This window comes from Brucella sp. MAB-22, from assembly GCF_025908475.1.
GTDB classification, from domain to species: Bacteria; Pseudomonadota; Alphaproteobacteria; order Rhizobiales; family Rhizobiaceae; genus Brucella; species Brucella anthropi.
In genome coordinates this window covers 1,412,245-1,427,795 of the sequence record NZ_CP109781.1, presented here as the reverse complement: position 1 = coordinate 1,427,795, position 15,551 = coordinate 1,412,245, and the positions used below count along the sequence as shown (strand labels likewise).

Sequence of the window (15,551 nt, the reverse complement as noted above, 5' to 3'; positions counted from 1 at the left end):
TCTCTCAGAGCGTCGCGATTGTTTTCAGCGCGCCATCAAGCGCGATACCCTGTTCGTCCAGCAAGGCTGCCTGCCGCAGGCGCCGCAACCAGTCCGCGCCGTCGTCCCGCTCGGTCAGAACAGGCAAGGCGGACAGGACGCGGTCGAATTTCGACAAGCCGCGCGAATGCGTGTCGGAGTAGCCCTTGACCAGACGGCGGCAGCCAAGCACCTCGACCGCGAGATCGTAATTTTTGGGTAAGGCGGCCATCGCCTGTGCCAGCCAGGCTTCGCGATGTTCGACCTCACGCTGATGGCGCAGGCTGCCGCGTCGAAAACGCCGCAGCCCCGAAACGACATAAAGCCCGGTGAACCAGAACAACGTTCCCGTGTTTACCCGGCGACCTTTGCTGATGCGCTTGTCAAGCCAGGCAAAGAGTTTTGGCCGATTTTCGATCCAGGCGCCGATGCCTTTGGGCAAAGTGCCGCACACTTCTTCCATGCGCGGATGCATATATTCGGTCGTATAGGCAATCTGGTCTTTCTTGAGGCCGATTTCCTTACGCACCCGCTCAAACCGCGAGCCGCGCACCTTGATTTCGGCCACCCGGACCACATCGTCATAGGCCATGGCGATAGCGACATATTTTGCCGCCTGCTCGGTGAAGGCAAAGCCATGCGCCGTGCCGCCATTATCGCGATCGGCCTTGAGCAAGGCAGCGCAACGGGTCAGATATTCATCCGCATAGGCCGGATCCTGAAACTCGGTCAGTTTCTTGATGCCCGCAAAAAGCATCGGATGACATTCACCCGGGAATTCGCTGCGAATGCACTTGATAAGCCCGTCAAGTGCCGGATGATCGGACCGTTCGGGCAGAGGGTCGAGCCGCTTTGCGGGCGTTGCCGCAAGCTTGTCATTCGCGCCGCCAAGCGCGCGCTGATAGGCAGCTTCAAAAGCCCTGAGACTTGCCTTGATGCCCTTGCCGCCAGACTTGATGGTCGCTTCGAAGGCGGCCTTGTCGAAAGGCAAAGCGCCGGAAGCCGCAAGCGCGCCGAACAAAGCCGAAGACACCACGCTGCCGCTTTTTGTCGCCAGCGCTTCCATGTCAAAGGCAATGGTCTTGCGCGCAGCAAAAGCTGTCGCGTCCTCAACCACCACCGGATTGCCGATACCATCACCAGGCTTTTCCTTTTCGCCCACCGCGAAGGAGCGATGGGTGGAGGTGATGAGCAATGTCTTGTCGGGCGTCACGAGGCCGCGCAGCACCGAGCGTCCCGCTTCCATCAATTCAGCCGCGATGACGATATCGACGTCGCCGGGCGTGGGCATCAGCGACAGGATCGGATGCGCCCCTTCGCGGGCCCGCAACAGTTCGAGATAATAGATCGTCGCGCCGGTTCTCTGCGCCACGCCGGGCACGGAGGTGGTCTGCGCAACCCAGCCATTGTTTTCCGCCAGTGCCACAACCCAGTCGGCCAGAACGCCGCCGCCCTGACCGCCCATGGCGAGAATAGCAATCGATAGCGGCTTGTCCTGCGAAAGAGGGGCGGACGGCGATGCATTCAATGTAGACATGGCCTGTTCCTCAATCCGCAAAGACAATGCGCGACGCGCGGCGGCGCTTTTGCAGCCAGCCGATGACGCCGGAGCGCAGACGATGCACGAACTTGTCCCAACCCGTCGGGTTGTGGATGACATCGGCGCGATAGAAGGACGGGCATAGAACCGCCGCTTCCGAAACCTCACCGCAATTGCCGCAACCGACGCAGGAATTGTCGATGGCCGCGACCGGATCGTCCTTCAGCGGATCGTCGGTGTGCTTCACCGAAAGCGACGGACAACCCGACAGACGGATGCAGGCGTGATCACCGGTACACACATCCTCATCGACACCGAAACGCTGCTTGACCATCCGCTTGCCGTCCTTGACGGCCTTGGCGAATTGCGGCTTCACGCGGCGCTGCTTGTTGAGCATGCATTCCGACGACGCCACGATGATCTTTGGGCCTTTTTCTTCCGTCGTCAGCGCTTCCTTCAGCGTGTCGCGCATCTTTGCAACGTCATAGGTGTGGTCGATCTGGCGGACCCAGCCCGCACCAATTCCCTTGACCGCATCGACGATGGAATTGTTGGTCTTGCGGCGCGGATTGATCGCTCTGGAGGACATCACGTCCTGACCGCCCGTCGCCGACGAATAGTAATTGTCGACCACGAGGATGACGCCGTCCTGCTTGTTGAAGACGGCATTGCCGACCGAAGTGGCAAGACCGTTGTGCCAGAAACCGCCATCACCCATCACGGAAATGGAGCGTTTGCCCGCAGGCACGTTGAAAGCGGAGGCCGAGGCCGGACCAAGGCCGTAACCCATGGTCGTGCCGCCGAGATTGAACGGCGGCAGAATGGAAAAGAGGTGGCAGCCGATATCCGCTGACACGTGATGCTCGCCGAGCTCCTTTTCCACCAGCTTCATGGCGGCAAAGATCGGGCGTTCCGGGCAACCGGTGCAGAAACCTGCGGGGCGCGGCGGCACCACTTCGGCCAGCGCCTTGACGCGCTCATCGGCCAGAACCGGCGACGGATCGGGCAGCGGCGGACGGTTGCCGAGCAATTGCGGCGCATGCGCATCGAAGAACGCCGTCAAGCCCTTCAAAAGCACCGGCGTTGTGTATTCGCCGCCGAGCGGCAGCACGTCCTTGCCGGACAGTTTTGTCTGGATATCGCGGCGGCGCAGCAGCGTATGCAGCGCCTGCTCGATATATTCGGGCGCACCTTCCTCCAGCATCACCACGGCTTTTTTGCCGGCAACGAAGTCGATGACCTCGTCGTCTATCATCGGATAGGCGACATTCATCACATAGAGCGGAACCCGGCTTTCGCCGTAAACATCGGCCAGCCCCATTTGCTGCAAGGCGCGCATGGCGCTGTTGTAAAGCCCGCCTTGCAGGATGATGCCGACATCGCCCTCTTTCGGGCCGAAATATTCGTTGAGACGATTGGCTTTGACGAACTCGACGGCTGCGGGCCAGCGCTTTTCGAGCTTTTCCTTCTCATGCAGGAAAGATGCAGGCGGCAGGACGATGCGGTTGACGTCGCGCCTTGGATTTTCCAGTGCTTCGGCCAGCGTGTGGGCAGGCCGCTTGTTATCCTTCGCCACAAACTGACCATGCACGTGGCAGCTGCGAATGCCGACCTGCAACATGACCGGCGTGTTGGAGGCTTCCGACAGTTCAAAGCCTTTTTCAACGGCTTCCACAATCGAAGGCAGGTTGGGCCGTGGCGTCAAAAGCCACATTTGCGATTTCATCGCATAGGCATGGCTGCGCTCCTGCATGATGGAGGAGCCTTCGCCATAATCTTCGCCGATGATGACAAGCGCGCCGCCAGTCACACCGCCAGAGGCAAGGTTGGACAGGGCATCGGAGGCGACATTGGTGCCAGCCGTCGATTTCCACGTTACCGCGCCGCGCACCGGATACATCACGGAGGCGGAAAGCATGGCTGCGGCTGCGGCTTCCGACGCGGACGATTCGAAATGGACGCCCAGATCTTCCATCACGTCCTTCGCATCCGCGAGAACGTCCATGAGGTGGGAAATCGGCGAACCCTGATAGCCGCCGACATAGGACACGCCCGACTGCAACAGCGCCTTGGTGATGGCGAGAATGCCTTCACCACTGAAAATTTCGCCTGAGCCGAGTTTCAGATCCTCGACCTCGCGGGCGAATGACCGCTCCGCCATGATAGTTCCCCTTTTCCGTTTGCCGGAATATCAATTCATTTGCATCAGCATATTTTCCAATTCTAAACTGTGTCAATAGAGGTTTTTGGTGTGATTATAATTATTGCATTTGCATATTTTAGTTCACAGCCATTTCCCCTGTGTCGTAGGCGATATGAAAAAGATGGCGATTTTTTCACTTGACGCGTCGAAGTCGCCAATTATATTTTAAACTTAAAATAATTAACCGGCGCCGTTTGGCAGCATATCGGAAAGGGAACTCAACATGCGTATCGTGTGTATTGGAGGAGGTCCGGCCGGCCTTTATTTCGGCCTTCTGATGAAAAAACTCCATCCGGAACATGACATTACGGTCGTGGAGCGAAACCGCCCCTATGACACGTTCGGCTGGGGTGTGGTGTTTTCCGACGCGACCATGGAATCCATGAAGGTCTGGGACCCGGAAAGTGCGGCCGAAATTCAGGACGCCTTCAATCACTGGGATGATATCGAGGTGCTGTTCAAGGGCACGCGCCAGCGCACCAGCGGTCACGGCTTTGTCGGCATCGGGCGCAAGCGCCTGCTCAACATTCTTCAGCTGCGCTGCGAAGCGCTGGGCGTGAAGCTTCAGTTTGAAACCGACGTGGAAAGCGATCTCGATTTCCCGGACGCCGATCTCATCATCGCTTCGGACGGCCTGAACTCCCGCATTCGCAATCGCTATGAAGATGTGTTCGAGCCCGACCTGATCGTGCGGCCCAATCGCTATATCTGGCTCGGCACGGAAAAGCTGTTCGACGCCTTTACCTTCGACTTCCGCAAGACCGATCATGGCTGGTTCCAGGCGCATATCTACAAGTTCGACGACAAAACCTCGACCTTCATCATCGAAACCACCGAGGAAGCCTATCTGGCGCATGGCCTGGACCAGATGGACCAGACAGCATCCATCGATTTCTGCGAAAAGCTGTTTGCGGAAACGCTGGAAGGCGTGCCGCTGATGACCAATGCGCGCCATATGCGCGGCTCGGCCTGGCTCAACTTCAACCGTCTGATTTGCGGAAAGTGGAGCCACTTCAACGGCAACTCCCATGTGGTGCTGATGGGTGATGCGGCCCATACCGCACATTTCGCCATCGGATCGGGCACCAAACTTGCCATCGACGACGCCATTGAACTGGCCAACCAGTTCCAGAAACTCGGTCACGGCAAGGAAGGCATTCCTGAAGTCCTGCATGCCTATGAGGAAATCCGCCGCGTCGATGTCGCACGCATTCAAAACGCTGCGCGCAATGCCATGGAATGGTTCGAGGTCGTAGGCCAGCGTTATGCCGACACGCTGGAGCCGGAACAGTTCATGTATTCCATGCTGACGCGCTCGCAGCGCATCAGCCACGAAAATCTGCGCCTGCGCGACAAGAACTGGCTGGAAGGCTATGAGCGCTGGTTTGCCCGCAAACAGGGGTTGAACGTGACGGAAGACGAGCGTTGCCTGCCGCCGATGTTCACGCCCTATACGCTGCGTGGCGTGACGCTGCCAAACCGCATCGTCGTGTCGCCGATGGCGATGTATTCCGCGACCGATGGCCTGATCGACGATTTCCATATGGTGCATCTGGGCAGCCGCGCCATGGGCGGCGCGGGACTGGTCTTTGCCGAAATGACCTGCGTGTCTCCTGATGCGCGGATTACGCCCGGCTGTCTCGGCATCTGGAACGATGCACAGGCCGAAGGCTGGAAGCGCGTTGTGGATTTCGTGCACAACAACAGCAATGCCAAAGTTGCCATGCAGATCGGCCATGCCGGGCGCAAAGGTGCTACCAAGCTTGCATGGGAAGGGATCGACCAGCCGCTGGAAGAGGGTTCATGGCCGCTTCTGTCCGCTTCCGCCCTTCCCTATCTCAAGCACAGCCAGACGCCAAAGGCGATGGACCGCGCCGACATGGATCGGGTGAAAGCGGACTTTGTCGCCGCCACCAAGCGCGCCGCAGAAGCTGGCGTCGATTGGCTCGAACTGCACTGTGCGCATGGCTATCTTCTGTCGAGCTTCCTCTCGCCGCTCACCAACCGGCGCGAGGATGAATATGGCGGCGCTTACGAAAACCGTGCGCGCTATCCGCTGGAAGTCTTCCACGCAATCCGCGAAGTCTGGCCGCAGGACAAGCCGATCTCGGTTCGTCTTTCCTGCCACGACTGGTTCGAAGGCGGCAACACGCCGGAAGATGCAGCCATCTTCGCGGACATGTTCAAGGCCGCAGGTGCCGATCTGATCGACTGTTCGTCGGGTCAGGTCTGGAAGGAAGAAAAGCCGGTTTATGGCCGTCTGTTCCAGACCCCGTTCTCCGACAAGATCCGCAACGAAATCCACATTCCGACCATTGCCGTCGGTGCGATTTCGGAAGCCGATCATGCCAACTCGATCATTGCTGCCGGGCGCGCCGATCTCTGCGCCGTGGCCCGTCCGCATCTGGCCGATCCGTCCTGGGCGTTGCACGAAGCGGCAAAAATCGGCATCAACTCCATCGCATGGCCGAAGCAATATCGCTCCGCCAAATATCAGTATGAAGCCAATCTCGCCCGCGCCGCCACAGCGCCGCAAGGCGCGAAGTAACGGGAGATTGCGATGAACGATGCCGCTGTTGGCCTTGCCCTTTCCGGCAAGCATGCGCTGGTCACTGGCGCCGGTAGCGGCATCGGCGCCGCGATCGCCGTTGGTCTTGCGCGCGCCGGGGCGAATGTGACCCTGACGGGTCGCCGCCGCGAACCGCTGGAAGCAACTGCCGCCCTTCTGGACTGGCAGCGATGCTTCATTGCCGATGGTTTCGATGTGACCAACCGCGAAGCCATTGCAACCGGGCTGGACAGCGCGCGCGCCGCTTTCGGGCCGGTCAGCATTCTTGTCAACAATGCCGGGGAAGCACCGAGCGCACCTTTCGAGAAAACCAGCCTCGACATGTGGAGCCGCGTTCTCGATGTCGATCTGACCGGCGTTTTCAATGTAACGCAGGCGACCCTCGATGACATCAAGGCGGGCGGCAAAGGCGGGCGCATCATCAATATCGCGTCGACGGCGGGCCTGAGCGGTTATTCCTATGTCTCAGCCTATTGCGCTGCAAAGCATGGGGTCGTCGGGTTGACCCGCGCGCTGGCGCTGGAACTGGCCCGCAAGGGCGTGACCGTCAACGCCGTTTGCCCGGGCTTCACCGATACGCCGATCATTTCCCGCTCGATTGCGGCCATTGTCGCGAAGACCGGACGGTCGGAGGAAGATGTGCTGGCGGAATTCGTCAAGGCGAACCCGCAGGGACGCCTGATACAGCCGGAAGAAGTGGCTGAAACCGTGCTGTGGCTCACATCGCCCGGCGCGCAATCGATAACTGGACAGGCGATTGCAATCGCCGGTGGGGAGGTAATGGCAGGATGAGCGACAGCACTGTTTCGATGGCGAGCAATCTGAAGCCTTTCAAGGATTATCAGGCCACGCATTTTCTATGGCAGACGAGCGAAGACGGTCGCGTTGCCACGCTGACCCTGAACCGCCCGGACCGGAAAAATCCGCTGACGTTTGAAAGCTATGCCGAGCTGCGCGACCTGTTTCGCAATCTCGTCTATGCCTCCGACGTGCGCACCATCGTCCTGACCGGCGCTGGCGGAAACTTCTCGTCGGGCGGCGATGTTTTCGAGATCATCGAACCGCTGACCCATATGAAGATGCCCGATCTTCTGGCTTTCACGCGCATGACCGGCGATGTCGTCAAGGCCATGCGCAAATGTCCGCAGCAGATCATTGCCGCCGTTGACGGCATTTGCGCAGGCGCTGGCGCCATTCTGGCCATGGCATCGGATTTGCGCATCGCCACGCCGGAAGCCAAGACGGCCTTCCTCTTCACCCGCGTCGGCCTTGCTGGTGCCGATATGGGCGCATGCGGCATTCTCCCGCGACTGATCGGCCAGGGCCGCGCGTCGGAACTTCTTTATACCGGACGCTTCATGAGCGCCGACGAGGGCGAGCGCTGGGGCTTCTTCAACGCGCTGCATCCAAAAGGCGATCTTCCGGGTAAGGCCGAAGCGCTGGCGCGTAGTATTGCCGACGGTCCATGGTTCGCGCATGGCATGACCAAAACCATGCTCAATCAGGAATGGGCGATGGGCATCGAAGAGCTGGTGGAATCGGAAGCGCAAGCACAGGCGATCTGCATGGCAACGCAGGATTTCCGCCGTGCCTTCGAGGCTTTCGCAGCCAAGCAGAAGCCCGTTTTCGAGGGGAACTGACGATGGATAGTTCCGCAGCACTACCGCTGACGCGGGAGCATCTCGACTGGCCGTTTTTTGGCAAAGCCCACACCGACTGGGCCGCAAAACTGGATGCCTTTGCTAAAAGCCCGGCGCTGGCCGGTGTCGACCACAGCGACACGGACAAAGCCTGCCGCGCGCTGGTGAAGGCACTCGGCAAAGCCGGGCTGTTGGAAGCAGCAGTCAGCCTGACGGGCGGCGAAGGTATCGATTCCCGCAAGCTTTGCATTGCCCGCGAGACACTGGCCTACCACGATGGTCTCGCTGATTTCGCTTTTGCCATGCAGGGCCTTGGCACCGGTGCGATCAGCCTCACGGCATCGGACGAACTGAAGCAGACCGTGCTGCCGAAAGTGGCAGGCGGCGAATGGATTTCGGCCTTTGCCCTGTCGGAAAAACTGGCGGGGTCCGACGTGGCGGCAATGAGCTGCGCCGCCAGAGCCGACGGCAATGACTATGTGCTCGACGGTGAAAAGACGTGGATTTCCAATGGCGGCATCGCCGATGTCTACACCGTCTTTGCCCGCACGGGCGAAGCACCGGGAACACGGGGCATTTCGGCCTTTGTTGTTTTCGCCACCGATCCCGGCTTTTCCATTGCGGAACGCATCGATGTGATCGCGCCGCATCCATTGGCGACAATCCGCTTCGACAATTGCCGTATCCCGGCCTCGCGCCGCCTCGGCGCGCCGGGCGAAGGTTTCAAGATCGCCATGCGCACGCTTGATATTTTCCGCGCATCGGTTGCGGCGGCCGCACTTGGCTTTGCACGCCGTGCAGCCAGCGAGGCGCTGTCCCATGCACGGTCGCGCCCGATGTTCGGCGGCGCATTGGCCGACTTGCAACTGACGCAGGCGACGCTTGGCGACATGGCGACCGATATCGACGCCGCAGCACTTCTGACCTATCGCGCCGCATGGCGGCGCGACGTTCAGAAGCTGAACACCACCAAGGAAGCCGCGATGGCCAAGATGGTTGCGACGGAAAACGCCCAGCAAACCATCGACAAGGCCGTGCAGATGTTTGGCGGTCGCGGCGTGAAAAGCGGCGAAATCGCCGAGCGGCTTTATCGCGAGATACGCGCACTTCGCATCTATGAGGGCGCAACGGAAGTGCAGAAACTCATTATCGCGCGCGAACTGCTGAAGGCCAACTAAGCCTTTCCCGCACGTATTTTCTGGAGATACAACATGCATAAGACACTTCAGCCGCAAGGCTGGGCCCGCCCCATCGGATATGCCAATGGCGTTGAAGCGCGTGGGCGCACCGTCTATATCGGCGGCCAGATCGGCTGGAACGAACAGCAACAGTTCGAGACCGACGATTTTGTCGAGCAGACCGAGCAGACATTGAAGAACATTGTCGCCATTCTGGCGGAAGCTGGCGGCAGGCCGGAGCATATCGCCTCCATGACGTGGTACTTCACCGACAAGGCGGAATATAACGCCAATCTGAAAGGTATCGGCCGCGCCTATCGCGATGTGATCGGCAAGCACTTCCCCGCCATGGCGGCGGTGCAGGTGGTCGCGCTGGTCGAAGATCGGGCCAAGATCGAAATACAGGCTTTTGCCGTTATACCGGACTGAGACCACCATGGCCGATAGACGCGAATTCTCCCCCGTTGTGACAGGCATGGTTGTCGATGGCATTCTTGTCGTCACGATCGACAACCCGCCGGTCAATGCCACCTCTGCCGAGGTGCGCAAAGGGCTTGCCGCAGCCATTCACCATGCTTCCAGCGAAGTGGCGATACGCGCGACAGTTCTCAACGGTGCGGGCAAGATCTTCATCGGCGGAGCGGACATTCGCGAATTCGGCAAACCGCCGGTTGAACCGACATTGCCGGATGTCATCACGATCATCGAAAACGCCGACAAACCCGTGGTGGCCGCAATCAACGGCCCCGCTTTGGGCGGCGGGCTTGAAGTAGCACTTGCGGCTCACGCCCGCATCGCATCGACCAGCGCCTCCTTTGCCTTGCCGGAAGTCAAGCTTGGGATCGTGCCCGGCGCTGGCGGCACGCAGCGCCTGCCCCGATTGATCCGGCCGCTCGCAGCACTGGACATGATCGCCACGGGACGCCAGATTGCCCCGGACGAAGCGCAGCAACTGGGCCTGATCGACCGGATATCGAGCGGCGATCTTGTGGCCGACGCCGTTGAGCTTGCCAAAGCGCTAGTCGGCACGTCCTTGCGCCGGACCGGCGATCTACCCGTTACCGCACCCGATGCTGCCGCCTTTGAACAGGCCAAAGCCAAATTACTGAAAAAGGCGCGCGGCGCGACCGCTCCCGGAGAAGCGGCGCGGCTGGTGCAACTTTCCACCACGATCTCGATTGCCGAAGGTCTGGCCGAAGAACGGACAACCTTCATCCGCCTGCGCGACAGCGAAGAGGCAGCCGCCTTGCGGCATCTTTTCTTTGCCGAACGCGCCGCTGGAAAAGTCGAAGGCATGGAGGCAAAACCTCTGGCGCTTTCCACTATCGGCATTGCCGGGACCGGCCTGATGGGATCAGGCATTGCCGTCGCCTGCCTTGCCGCTGGCTATAAGGTCATCGGCTATGAAACGACTGTGGAAGCAGCCGCCAAGGGCCATGCGCGGATCAGCGACATGATCCAGAAGGCCGTCAATGCGGGCAGGCTTTCCACCGAAGCCGCAGACGCGCAGCGTGCAAAGCTCTCCGTCAGTGCCGATATGGCTGCGCTTGCCGATGCCGATCTCGTCATCGAAGCCGTCTTCGATGATTTCACCGTCAAGGCATCGCTGTTCCGCGAGCTCGACGCTTTGCTGTCTCCGGCAACCATACTGGCAACCAATACCAGCTATCTCAATCCGGATGAACTGGCCGCCGTTACGAACCGCACCGACCGGGTGCTGGGATTACATTTCTTCTCGCCAGCCAATATCATGCGGCTCCTGGAAGTGGTGCGCTGTGCGAAAACCTCCGACGAGACGCTTGCAACGGGTATCGCCTTTGCCCGCAAAATCAAGAAGCTGCCCATCGTCACCGGTGTCTGTGAAGGCTTCATCGGCAACCGGATGTTTTCGGCCTATCGCACGGAAGCCGAGAAAATGCTGGCTGAAGGCGCCTATCCCGAAGATATCGACCGTGCCATGGAAGCCTATGGCTTTCCGATGGGACTCTTCGCGGTTTACGACATGGCCGGCCTGGAAATTGCCTGGGCGCGGCGCAAGAGAGCGGCGGCAAGCCGCGATCCAAACCTTCCCTATTTCGACGTTGCCGACAAATTATGCGAAGCCGGACGTTTTGGCCGCAAGGCCGGTCTCGGCTGGTATCGCTATGCGGACGGTGTCCGCACAAACGACCCCGATGTCCACGCGCTGATCGTCGATTACCGCGCGCGCAACGCCATTGTTCCTCGCAGTTTCAGCGATGAAGCGATCATGCAGCGCCTGCTCGCCGCCATGGCGCATGAAGGGCAAGCCCTGCTTGAAGAAAGCATTGCGCGCCATTCCGACGACATTGATCTCGTTCTGGTCAATGGCTACGGCTTTCCCTCGATCAAGGGCGGCCCCATGTTCGCGACACGCCAGACTGGAGAAACCCGATGACAGAAGCTTTCATCTGCGACTACATCCGCACCCCCATCGGACGTTTTGGCGGGGCGTTGTCCAGCATCCGCACGGACGATCTTGCCGCTATTCCGCTCAAAGCACTGGTCGAGCGCAATCCGGCACTGGATTGCGAGGCGATTGAGGACGTGATTTTCGGCTGCGCCAATCAGGCAGGGGAAGATAACCGCAATGTTGCGCGCATGGCGGCACTGCTTGCCGGTTATCCCGTTACCGCCACCGGTACGACGATCAACAGGCTTTGCGGTTCCGGGATGGACGCCGTGCTTGCCGCCGCGCGCGCCATTCGTGCAGGCGAAGCAGAACTTATGATTGCGGGTGGTGTGGAAAGCATGAGCCGCGCGCCCTTTGTTTTACCTAAGGCAGACAGCCCGTTCTCCCGCCGCGCAGAAATTCACGATACGACAATTGGCTGGCGTTTCGTCAATCCGGTGATGAAAGCTCAATATGGCATCGACTCCATGCCGGAGACCGGGGATCACGTGGCTGTCGATTACGCGGTCACACGCGCCGATCAGGATGAATTCGCCTCGCGAAGCCAGAAGAAGGCTGCTGCAGCACAAAGCAACGGCCGACTGGCGCAAGAAATAACGCCCGTTTCCATTCCTCAGCGCAAGGGTGATCCCGTGGTCGTCGGTGCTGACGAACATCCGCGCGAAACCACGCTGGACGCACTGGCCAAACTGAAACCAATCAACCGGCTGGAAGGTGCCACGGTTACAGCTGGGAATGCGTCGGGCGTCAACGATGGAGCGGCAGCGCTCATCATTGCTTCGGAAGCCGCTGCCCGCAAGTTCGGCCTCACGCCTGTTGCTCGAGTTCTGGGTGGTGCTACGGCAGGAGTTCCTCCACGCATCATGGGTATCGGCCCAGCGCCAGCCAGCCAGAAATTGATGGCACGGCTGGGAATGAAGCAGGAGCAGTTCGATATAATCGAACTGAATGAAGCCTTCGCCAGCCAGGGATTGGCCACGTTACGTCTTCTTGGAATTGCCGACGACGACATCCGCGTCAATCCGAATGGCGGTGCCATCGCTCTCGGACATCCGCTCGGCATGTCCGGAGCCCGTATCACCGGCACGGCAGCACTGGAATTGAAACTTGGCGGCGGTCGCTTTGCGCTCGCCACGATGTGCATCGGTGTGGGGCAAGGTATCGCCATCGCGCTTGAAAGGGTTTAACGTCCATCGCAACGATCAGCCCTTTAGAGCGCGTCAGTCTGCGATCAAGGCAAGCGTATCTCGATGCCTAACAAAGTTTCTGCAAAAGTCGTTGCGTTGCTTCAATGTCCTGGATCATCAGACTGCCCGCTTTTTTTGCGTCGCCGGCACGAATGGCATCCAGCATTTCGTAATGATAGGCTGAATAAGGATGGATAATACCCTGGTCCACTTGCTGACGGACATGATTGGAAAGAAGGCGCATATAGGGTCCAAGTCGCAGCCACAGCGTTTCAATCATCTGGGGCAATGTTTCCGATCCCGATAGTTCGTAGATCGTGAAATGAAACTCCTGGTTCTTGCGCAGCATCTCATAGATCTTGCCTTCTTGACCGAGAGCTTCATGCTCCCGCGCGAGCGTCAAACAGCGGTCAATATCGGCAGCCGTCATCCGCGGCGTTGCAAGTTCGGTGGCGAGCCCCTCAAGGGCAACGCGGACCCGACAAATGTCATCCAGCCGTGTCCGCGAAATATCAGGCACACGTGCCGATCCATTGCGGGCGATTTCCAGTCCGTTCTCCGCCGCCAGCCGTCGCAGCGCCTCACGTACGGGCATATGGCTTGTGCCGAACTCCTCGGCAAGTGAAGCGATCGTCACCGCCTGCGACGGCTCGAATGAGCCCCACATCAAAGCCTGGCGAAGCTGTTGGTAGACACCGTCCTGCACAGTTACGCGCGAGGATACCTTCAACAGACGGGTTTCACCGATCATTTGCTTCAAATCCCTTGTCTCCGTGTTCCTCAGTTATAGCATTTTACCACCCGATAGGATCACCGGGTGTCGCATAAATACGGTGAAAACAACAGGTTCGAGCAGAAATCGGCATGGAACCAAAAGGTTTAATCGAGCGCCAGCCTATCCAGCGCATCACACAAGGCTTCCGTTTCCATCAGGGAGGTCACCGACCCAGGTGAAAACCGCAGAATACGACTGCGACAATCACAGTAAAAATTTTCAGCCTTCAGTGCGGTCACGATCGCCGCCGCCCTTTCAGCCGAAACCGCTTGCACCATCACACTGCCGCCGCGCTCTTCAGGCCTTTCTGGAGAGACCAACGACAGTGCAGTGTTGGCAGCGACCCGTTCCACAATCTTGCCGGTCAACAGTTCGTTGTGCCGGGCCAGCACGTCGACACCTGTCGCGGAAACAAAATCAAGGCCGGGTTGCGAGGCTATAGCCGCCAGCACGGCAGGCGTGCCATGGTCGAAGCGCCGCGCATCGTCGGCATAGGCAAAAGTATCAAGATCCCAGGAAAACGGATTAGGTTGACTAAACCAGCCACGCAATTCCGGCTTGCAAGTCGTCAATAGTCCCGGACGCACATAGATTGCCCCTGCTCCCGAACTTCCACAAAGCCATTTGAGAGACGATCCCACCACGACATCTATCTCTCCGACGGAAAAGGGGCGGATGCCTACGCCCTGGGTGACATCTGCAACGATGATCGTGCCGTGCTGCCTGCCGTGTTGGGACATCAGGTCCAGGTCGGCGCGCTTCGATGTCGTGGACGACACCCATGTCACCAACGCAATCGCAACATCGCTGCCCCAAGCATCGATGAAATCCTCGTCGCGTACAAAACTCTCGCCCTGTCTCATGGGTACGGTTTCGAGCGTAAATCCGAACCGCGCCTGCAACCCGGCCAGCAAAAAATGCAGACTCGGGAAGCAATCGGCGGCGGCCAGAATTCGGCGGCCGCGCAATAATTCCTCAGGCAGTGCACCGATCAGACTGTAAAGGGCCAGTGTCACATTCTCTACGGTAGTCATGGAGCCTGCGGGGGCGCCAATCAGGTTCTCCCAGCTTCGGATGAAATGCCCGCGCTCCGCCAGCATTGCCGGCCATTGAGAGTCATTTTCTGCCGACCAGATATCCGAATAACGACTAAGTGCCGCTTTCACCTTTTCCGCTTTACCCGGAAAGGTACCGATCGAGTGATAGAGAAAATAACCGCTCATATTATGCCTGCCATTGCTGTTGCCGATATCCGTCGATGAAACCGAAATTGGAACTATCGGACTCTTTCCTTTTTGAACCGCGCCTCAAGAAGCGCGACCAGGCGCACAAGCGGCAGCAGGAGGATGAGATAGATAAGCGCTGCGCCGATCAATGGTGTCGGATTGGCATAAAGCGCCTGCGCGTCCTGCGCTTCCTTCAAAAGCTCGGGCAGAGCCACAGTAGACGCCAATGCGGTGTCCTTGAACATGGAAACACAATTGCTGGTAGTCGGCGGAATGATGATACGGATCGCCTGTGGCAAAACCACTTTCCACAGAGTAACCGGGAATGGAATTCCAAGCGCAGAAGCAGCTTCGAACTGGCCGCGTGGTACACTTTCGATGCCGGACCGGAACACTTCCGCCGAATATGCCGCCATAACCATGGAGAAAGACATGATGGCAGAGGTCCAGGCAGAAAAGCGTATCCCGATGAATGGCAGTGCATAATAGATCAGGATCAGCACGACCAAAACCGGCATGGCGCGGAATACATCGATATAGGCGATCGCGAGATAACGAAGAACCTTCGGTCCGTAGATACGGACAATACTGATCAGCAAGCCCGACAGAACACCAAAGAAAATGCTGGCGATACCGATGAGAAACGTATTGAGCAGGCCACGTCCAAGCGCTGGCAGGCTCGAAACGAGAACATCGGTGTTCAAGAAGGTTTCGACGAATGTCATATTGGCGTCCTTCGCAGGCAAATCCTGGGAGCGCACGACCGGTCAGTCTGAGAAGTAAC

General features: G+C 59.0%; 12 protein-coding genes. 7 read left to right on the top strand and 5 right to left on the bottom strand.

What is annotated here, in order from left to right; all coding sequences use genetic code 11:
- Positions 1-4: 4 nt before the first annotated feature.
- Both OHI65_RS06435 and OHI65_RS06430 read right to left on the bottom strand, forming a co-directional pair.
- Positions 5-1,555 carry an indolepyruvate oxidoreductase subunit beta family protein gene (locus tag OHI65_RS06435; protein WP_125300987.1) on the bottom strand — a complete coding sequence of 517 codons (1,551 nt, stop codon included), beginning with the start codon at positions 1,553-1,555 and terminating at the stop codon, positions 5-7.
- A gap of 10 nt (positions 1,556-1,565) precedes the next feature.
- The gene (locus tag OHI65_RS06430; RefSeq protein ID WP_012093348.1) at positions 1,566-3,719 is read right to left on the bottom strand and encodes an indolepyruvate ferredoxin oxidoreductase subunit alpha; all 2,154 of its coding nucleotides are present in this window, start codon (positions 3,717-3,719) and stop codon (positions 1,566-1,568) included.
- A 265-nt stretch (positions 3,720-3,984) separates the two neighbouring features.
- On the opposite strand from OHI65_RS06430, the gene OHI65_RS06425 reads away from it, so the two are divergent.
- Genes OHI65_RS06425 through pcaF form a run of 7 tightly spaced genes read left to right on the top strand, consistent with a single transcriptional unit; the run spans position 3,985 to position 12,766 of the window.
- Positions 3,985-6,309 carry a bifunctional salicylyl-CoA 5-hydroxylase/oxidoreductase gene (locus OHI65_RS06425; protein WP_012093350.1) on the top strand — a complete coding sequence of 775 codons (2,325 nt, stop codon included), beginning with the start codon at positions 3,985-3,987 and terminating at the stop codon, positions 6,307-6,309.
- A 12-nt stretch (positions 6,310-6,321) separates the two neighbouring features.
- Entirely contained in the window at positions 6,322-7,122 is an 801-nt protein-coding gene (locus tag OHI65_RS06420) for an SDR family NAD(P)-dependent oxidoreductase (RefSeq protein WP_125300988.1), read from the top strand.
- Positions 7,119-7,970 (top strand): enoyl-CoA hydratase family protein, encoded by an 852-nt coding sequence (locus OHI65_RS06415; protein WP_125300989.1) that lies wholly within the window; start codon positions 7,119-7,121, stop codon positions 7,968-7,970. The genes OHI65_RS06420 and OHI65_RS06415 overlap by 4 nt, the downstream gene beginning before the upstream one ends.
- A 2-nt stretch (positions 7,971-7,972) precedes the next feature.
- Positions 7,973-9,148, top strand: coding sequence for an acyl-CoA dehydrogenase family protein (locus tag OHI65_RS06410; protein WP_264358544.1), 1,176 nt, complete (start codon positions 7,973-7,975; stop codon positions 9,146-9,148).
- Between the two features lie 33 nt (positions 9,149-9,181).
- A complete protein-coding gene (locus tag OHI65_RS06405; protein ID WP_012093354.1) occupies positions 9,182-9,577 on the top strand; it encodes a RidA family protein in 396 nt (131 codons plus the stop codon).
- A 7-nt stretch (positions 9,578-9,584) separates the two neighbouring features.
- The gene (locus OHI65_RS06400; RefSeq protein ID WP_125300991.1) at positions 9,585-11,564 is read left to right on the top strand and encodes a 3-hydroxyacyl-CoA dehydrogenase NAD-binding domain-containing protein; all 1,980 of its coding nucleotides are present in this window, start codon (positions 9,585-9,587) and stop codon (positions 11,562-11,564) included.
- On the top strand, positions 11,561-12,766 hold the full coding sequence (gene pcaF, locus OHI65_RS06395; RefSeq protein WP_012093356.1) for a 3-oxoadipyl-CoA thiolase: 1,206 nt from the start codon (positions 11,561-11,563) through the stop codon (positions 12,764-12,766). The genes OHI65_RS06400 and pcaF overlap by 4 nt, the downstream gene beginning before the upstream one ends.
- Before the next feature lie 67 nt (positions 12,767-12,833).
- Here pcaF and OHI65_RS06390 read toward each other — a convergent pair whose 3' ends face one another.
- The 3 genes from OHI65_RS06390 to OHI65_RS06380 all read right to left on the bottom strand — a co-directional run bounded on the left by OHI65_RS06390 (position 12,834) and on the right by OHI65_RS06380 (position 15,492).
- Positions 12,834-13,517: a GntR family transcriptional regulator gene (locus tag OHI65_RS06390; RefSeq protein ID WP_010659202.1), complete on the bottom strand. Its 684-nt coding sequence runs from the start codon at positions 13,515-13,517 to the stop codon at positions 12,834-12,836.
- A gap of 128 nt (positions 13,518-13,645) precedes the next feature.
- Complete coding sequence (locus OHI65_RS06385) at positions 13,646-14,764, bottom strand: aminotransferase class V-fold PLP-dependent enzyme (protein WP_094515574.1); 1,119 nt, start codon at positions 14,762-14,764, stop codon at positions 13,646-13,648.
- Positions 14,765-14,817: 53 nt separating this feature from the next.
- Positions 14,818-15,492 carry an amino acid ABC transporter permease gene (locus OHI65_RS06380; protein ID WP_012093358.1) on the bottom strand — a complete coding sequence of 225 codons (675 nt, stop codon included), beginning with the start codon at positions 15,490-15,492 and terminating at the stop codon, positions 14,818-14,820.
- Positions 15,493-15,551: the final 59 nt, after the last annotated feature.

Bases quoted from the DNA above. Each gene is read 5' to 3' on its own strand.
- OHI65_RS06425 (WP_012093350.1), top strand. From the start codon at position 3,985: ATGCGTATCGTGTGTATTGGAGGAGGTCCGGCCGGCCTTTATTTCGGC.
- OHI65_RS06435 (WP_125300987.1), bottom strand. From the start codon at position 1,555: ATGTCTACATTGAATGCATCGCCGTCCGCCCCTCTTTCGCAGGACAAG.
- OHI65_RS06415 (WP_125300989.1), top strand. From the start codon at position 7,119: ATGAGCGACAGCACTGTTTCGATGGCGAGCAATCTGAAGCCTTTCAAG.
- OHI65_RS06430 (WP_012093348.1), bottom strand. From the start codon at position 3,719: ATGGCGGAGCGGTCATTCGCCCGCGAGGTCGAGGATCTGAAACTCGGC.
- OHI65_RS06380 (WP_012093358.1), bottom strand. From the start codon at position 15,492: ATGACATTCGTCGAAACCTTCTTGAACACCGATGTTCTCGTTTCGAGC.
- OHI65_RS06400 (WP_125300991.1), top strand. From the start codon at position 9,585: ATGGCCGATAGACGCGAATTCTCCCCCGTTGTGACAGGCATGGTTGTC.
- pcaF (WP_012093356.1), top strand. From the start codon at position 11,561: ATGACAGAAGCTTTCATCTGCGACTACATCCGCACCCCCATCGGACGT.
- OHI65_RS06390 (WP_010659202.1), bottom strand. From the start codon at position 13,517: ATGATCGGTGAAACCCGTCTGTTGAAGGTATCCTCGCGCGTAACTGTG.
- OHI65_RS06420 (WP_125300988.1), top strand. From the start codon at position 6,322: ATGAACGATGCCGCTGTTGGCCTTGCCCTTTCCGGCAAGCATGCGCTG.
- OHI65_RS06385 (WP_094515574.1), bottom strand. From the start codon at position 14,764: ATGAGCGGTTATTTTCTCTATCACTCGATCGGTACCTTTCCGGGTAAA.
- OHI65_RS06410 (WP_264358544.1), top strand. From the start codon at position 7,973: ATGGATAGTTCCGCAGCACTACCGCTGACGCGGGAGCATCTCGACTGG.
- OHI65_RS06405 (WP_012093354.1), top strand. From the start codon at position 9,182: ATGCATAAGACACTTCAGCCGCAAGGCTGGGCCCGCCCCATCGGATAT.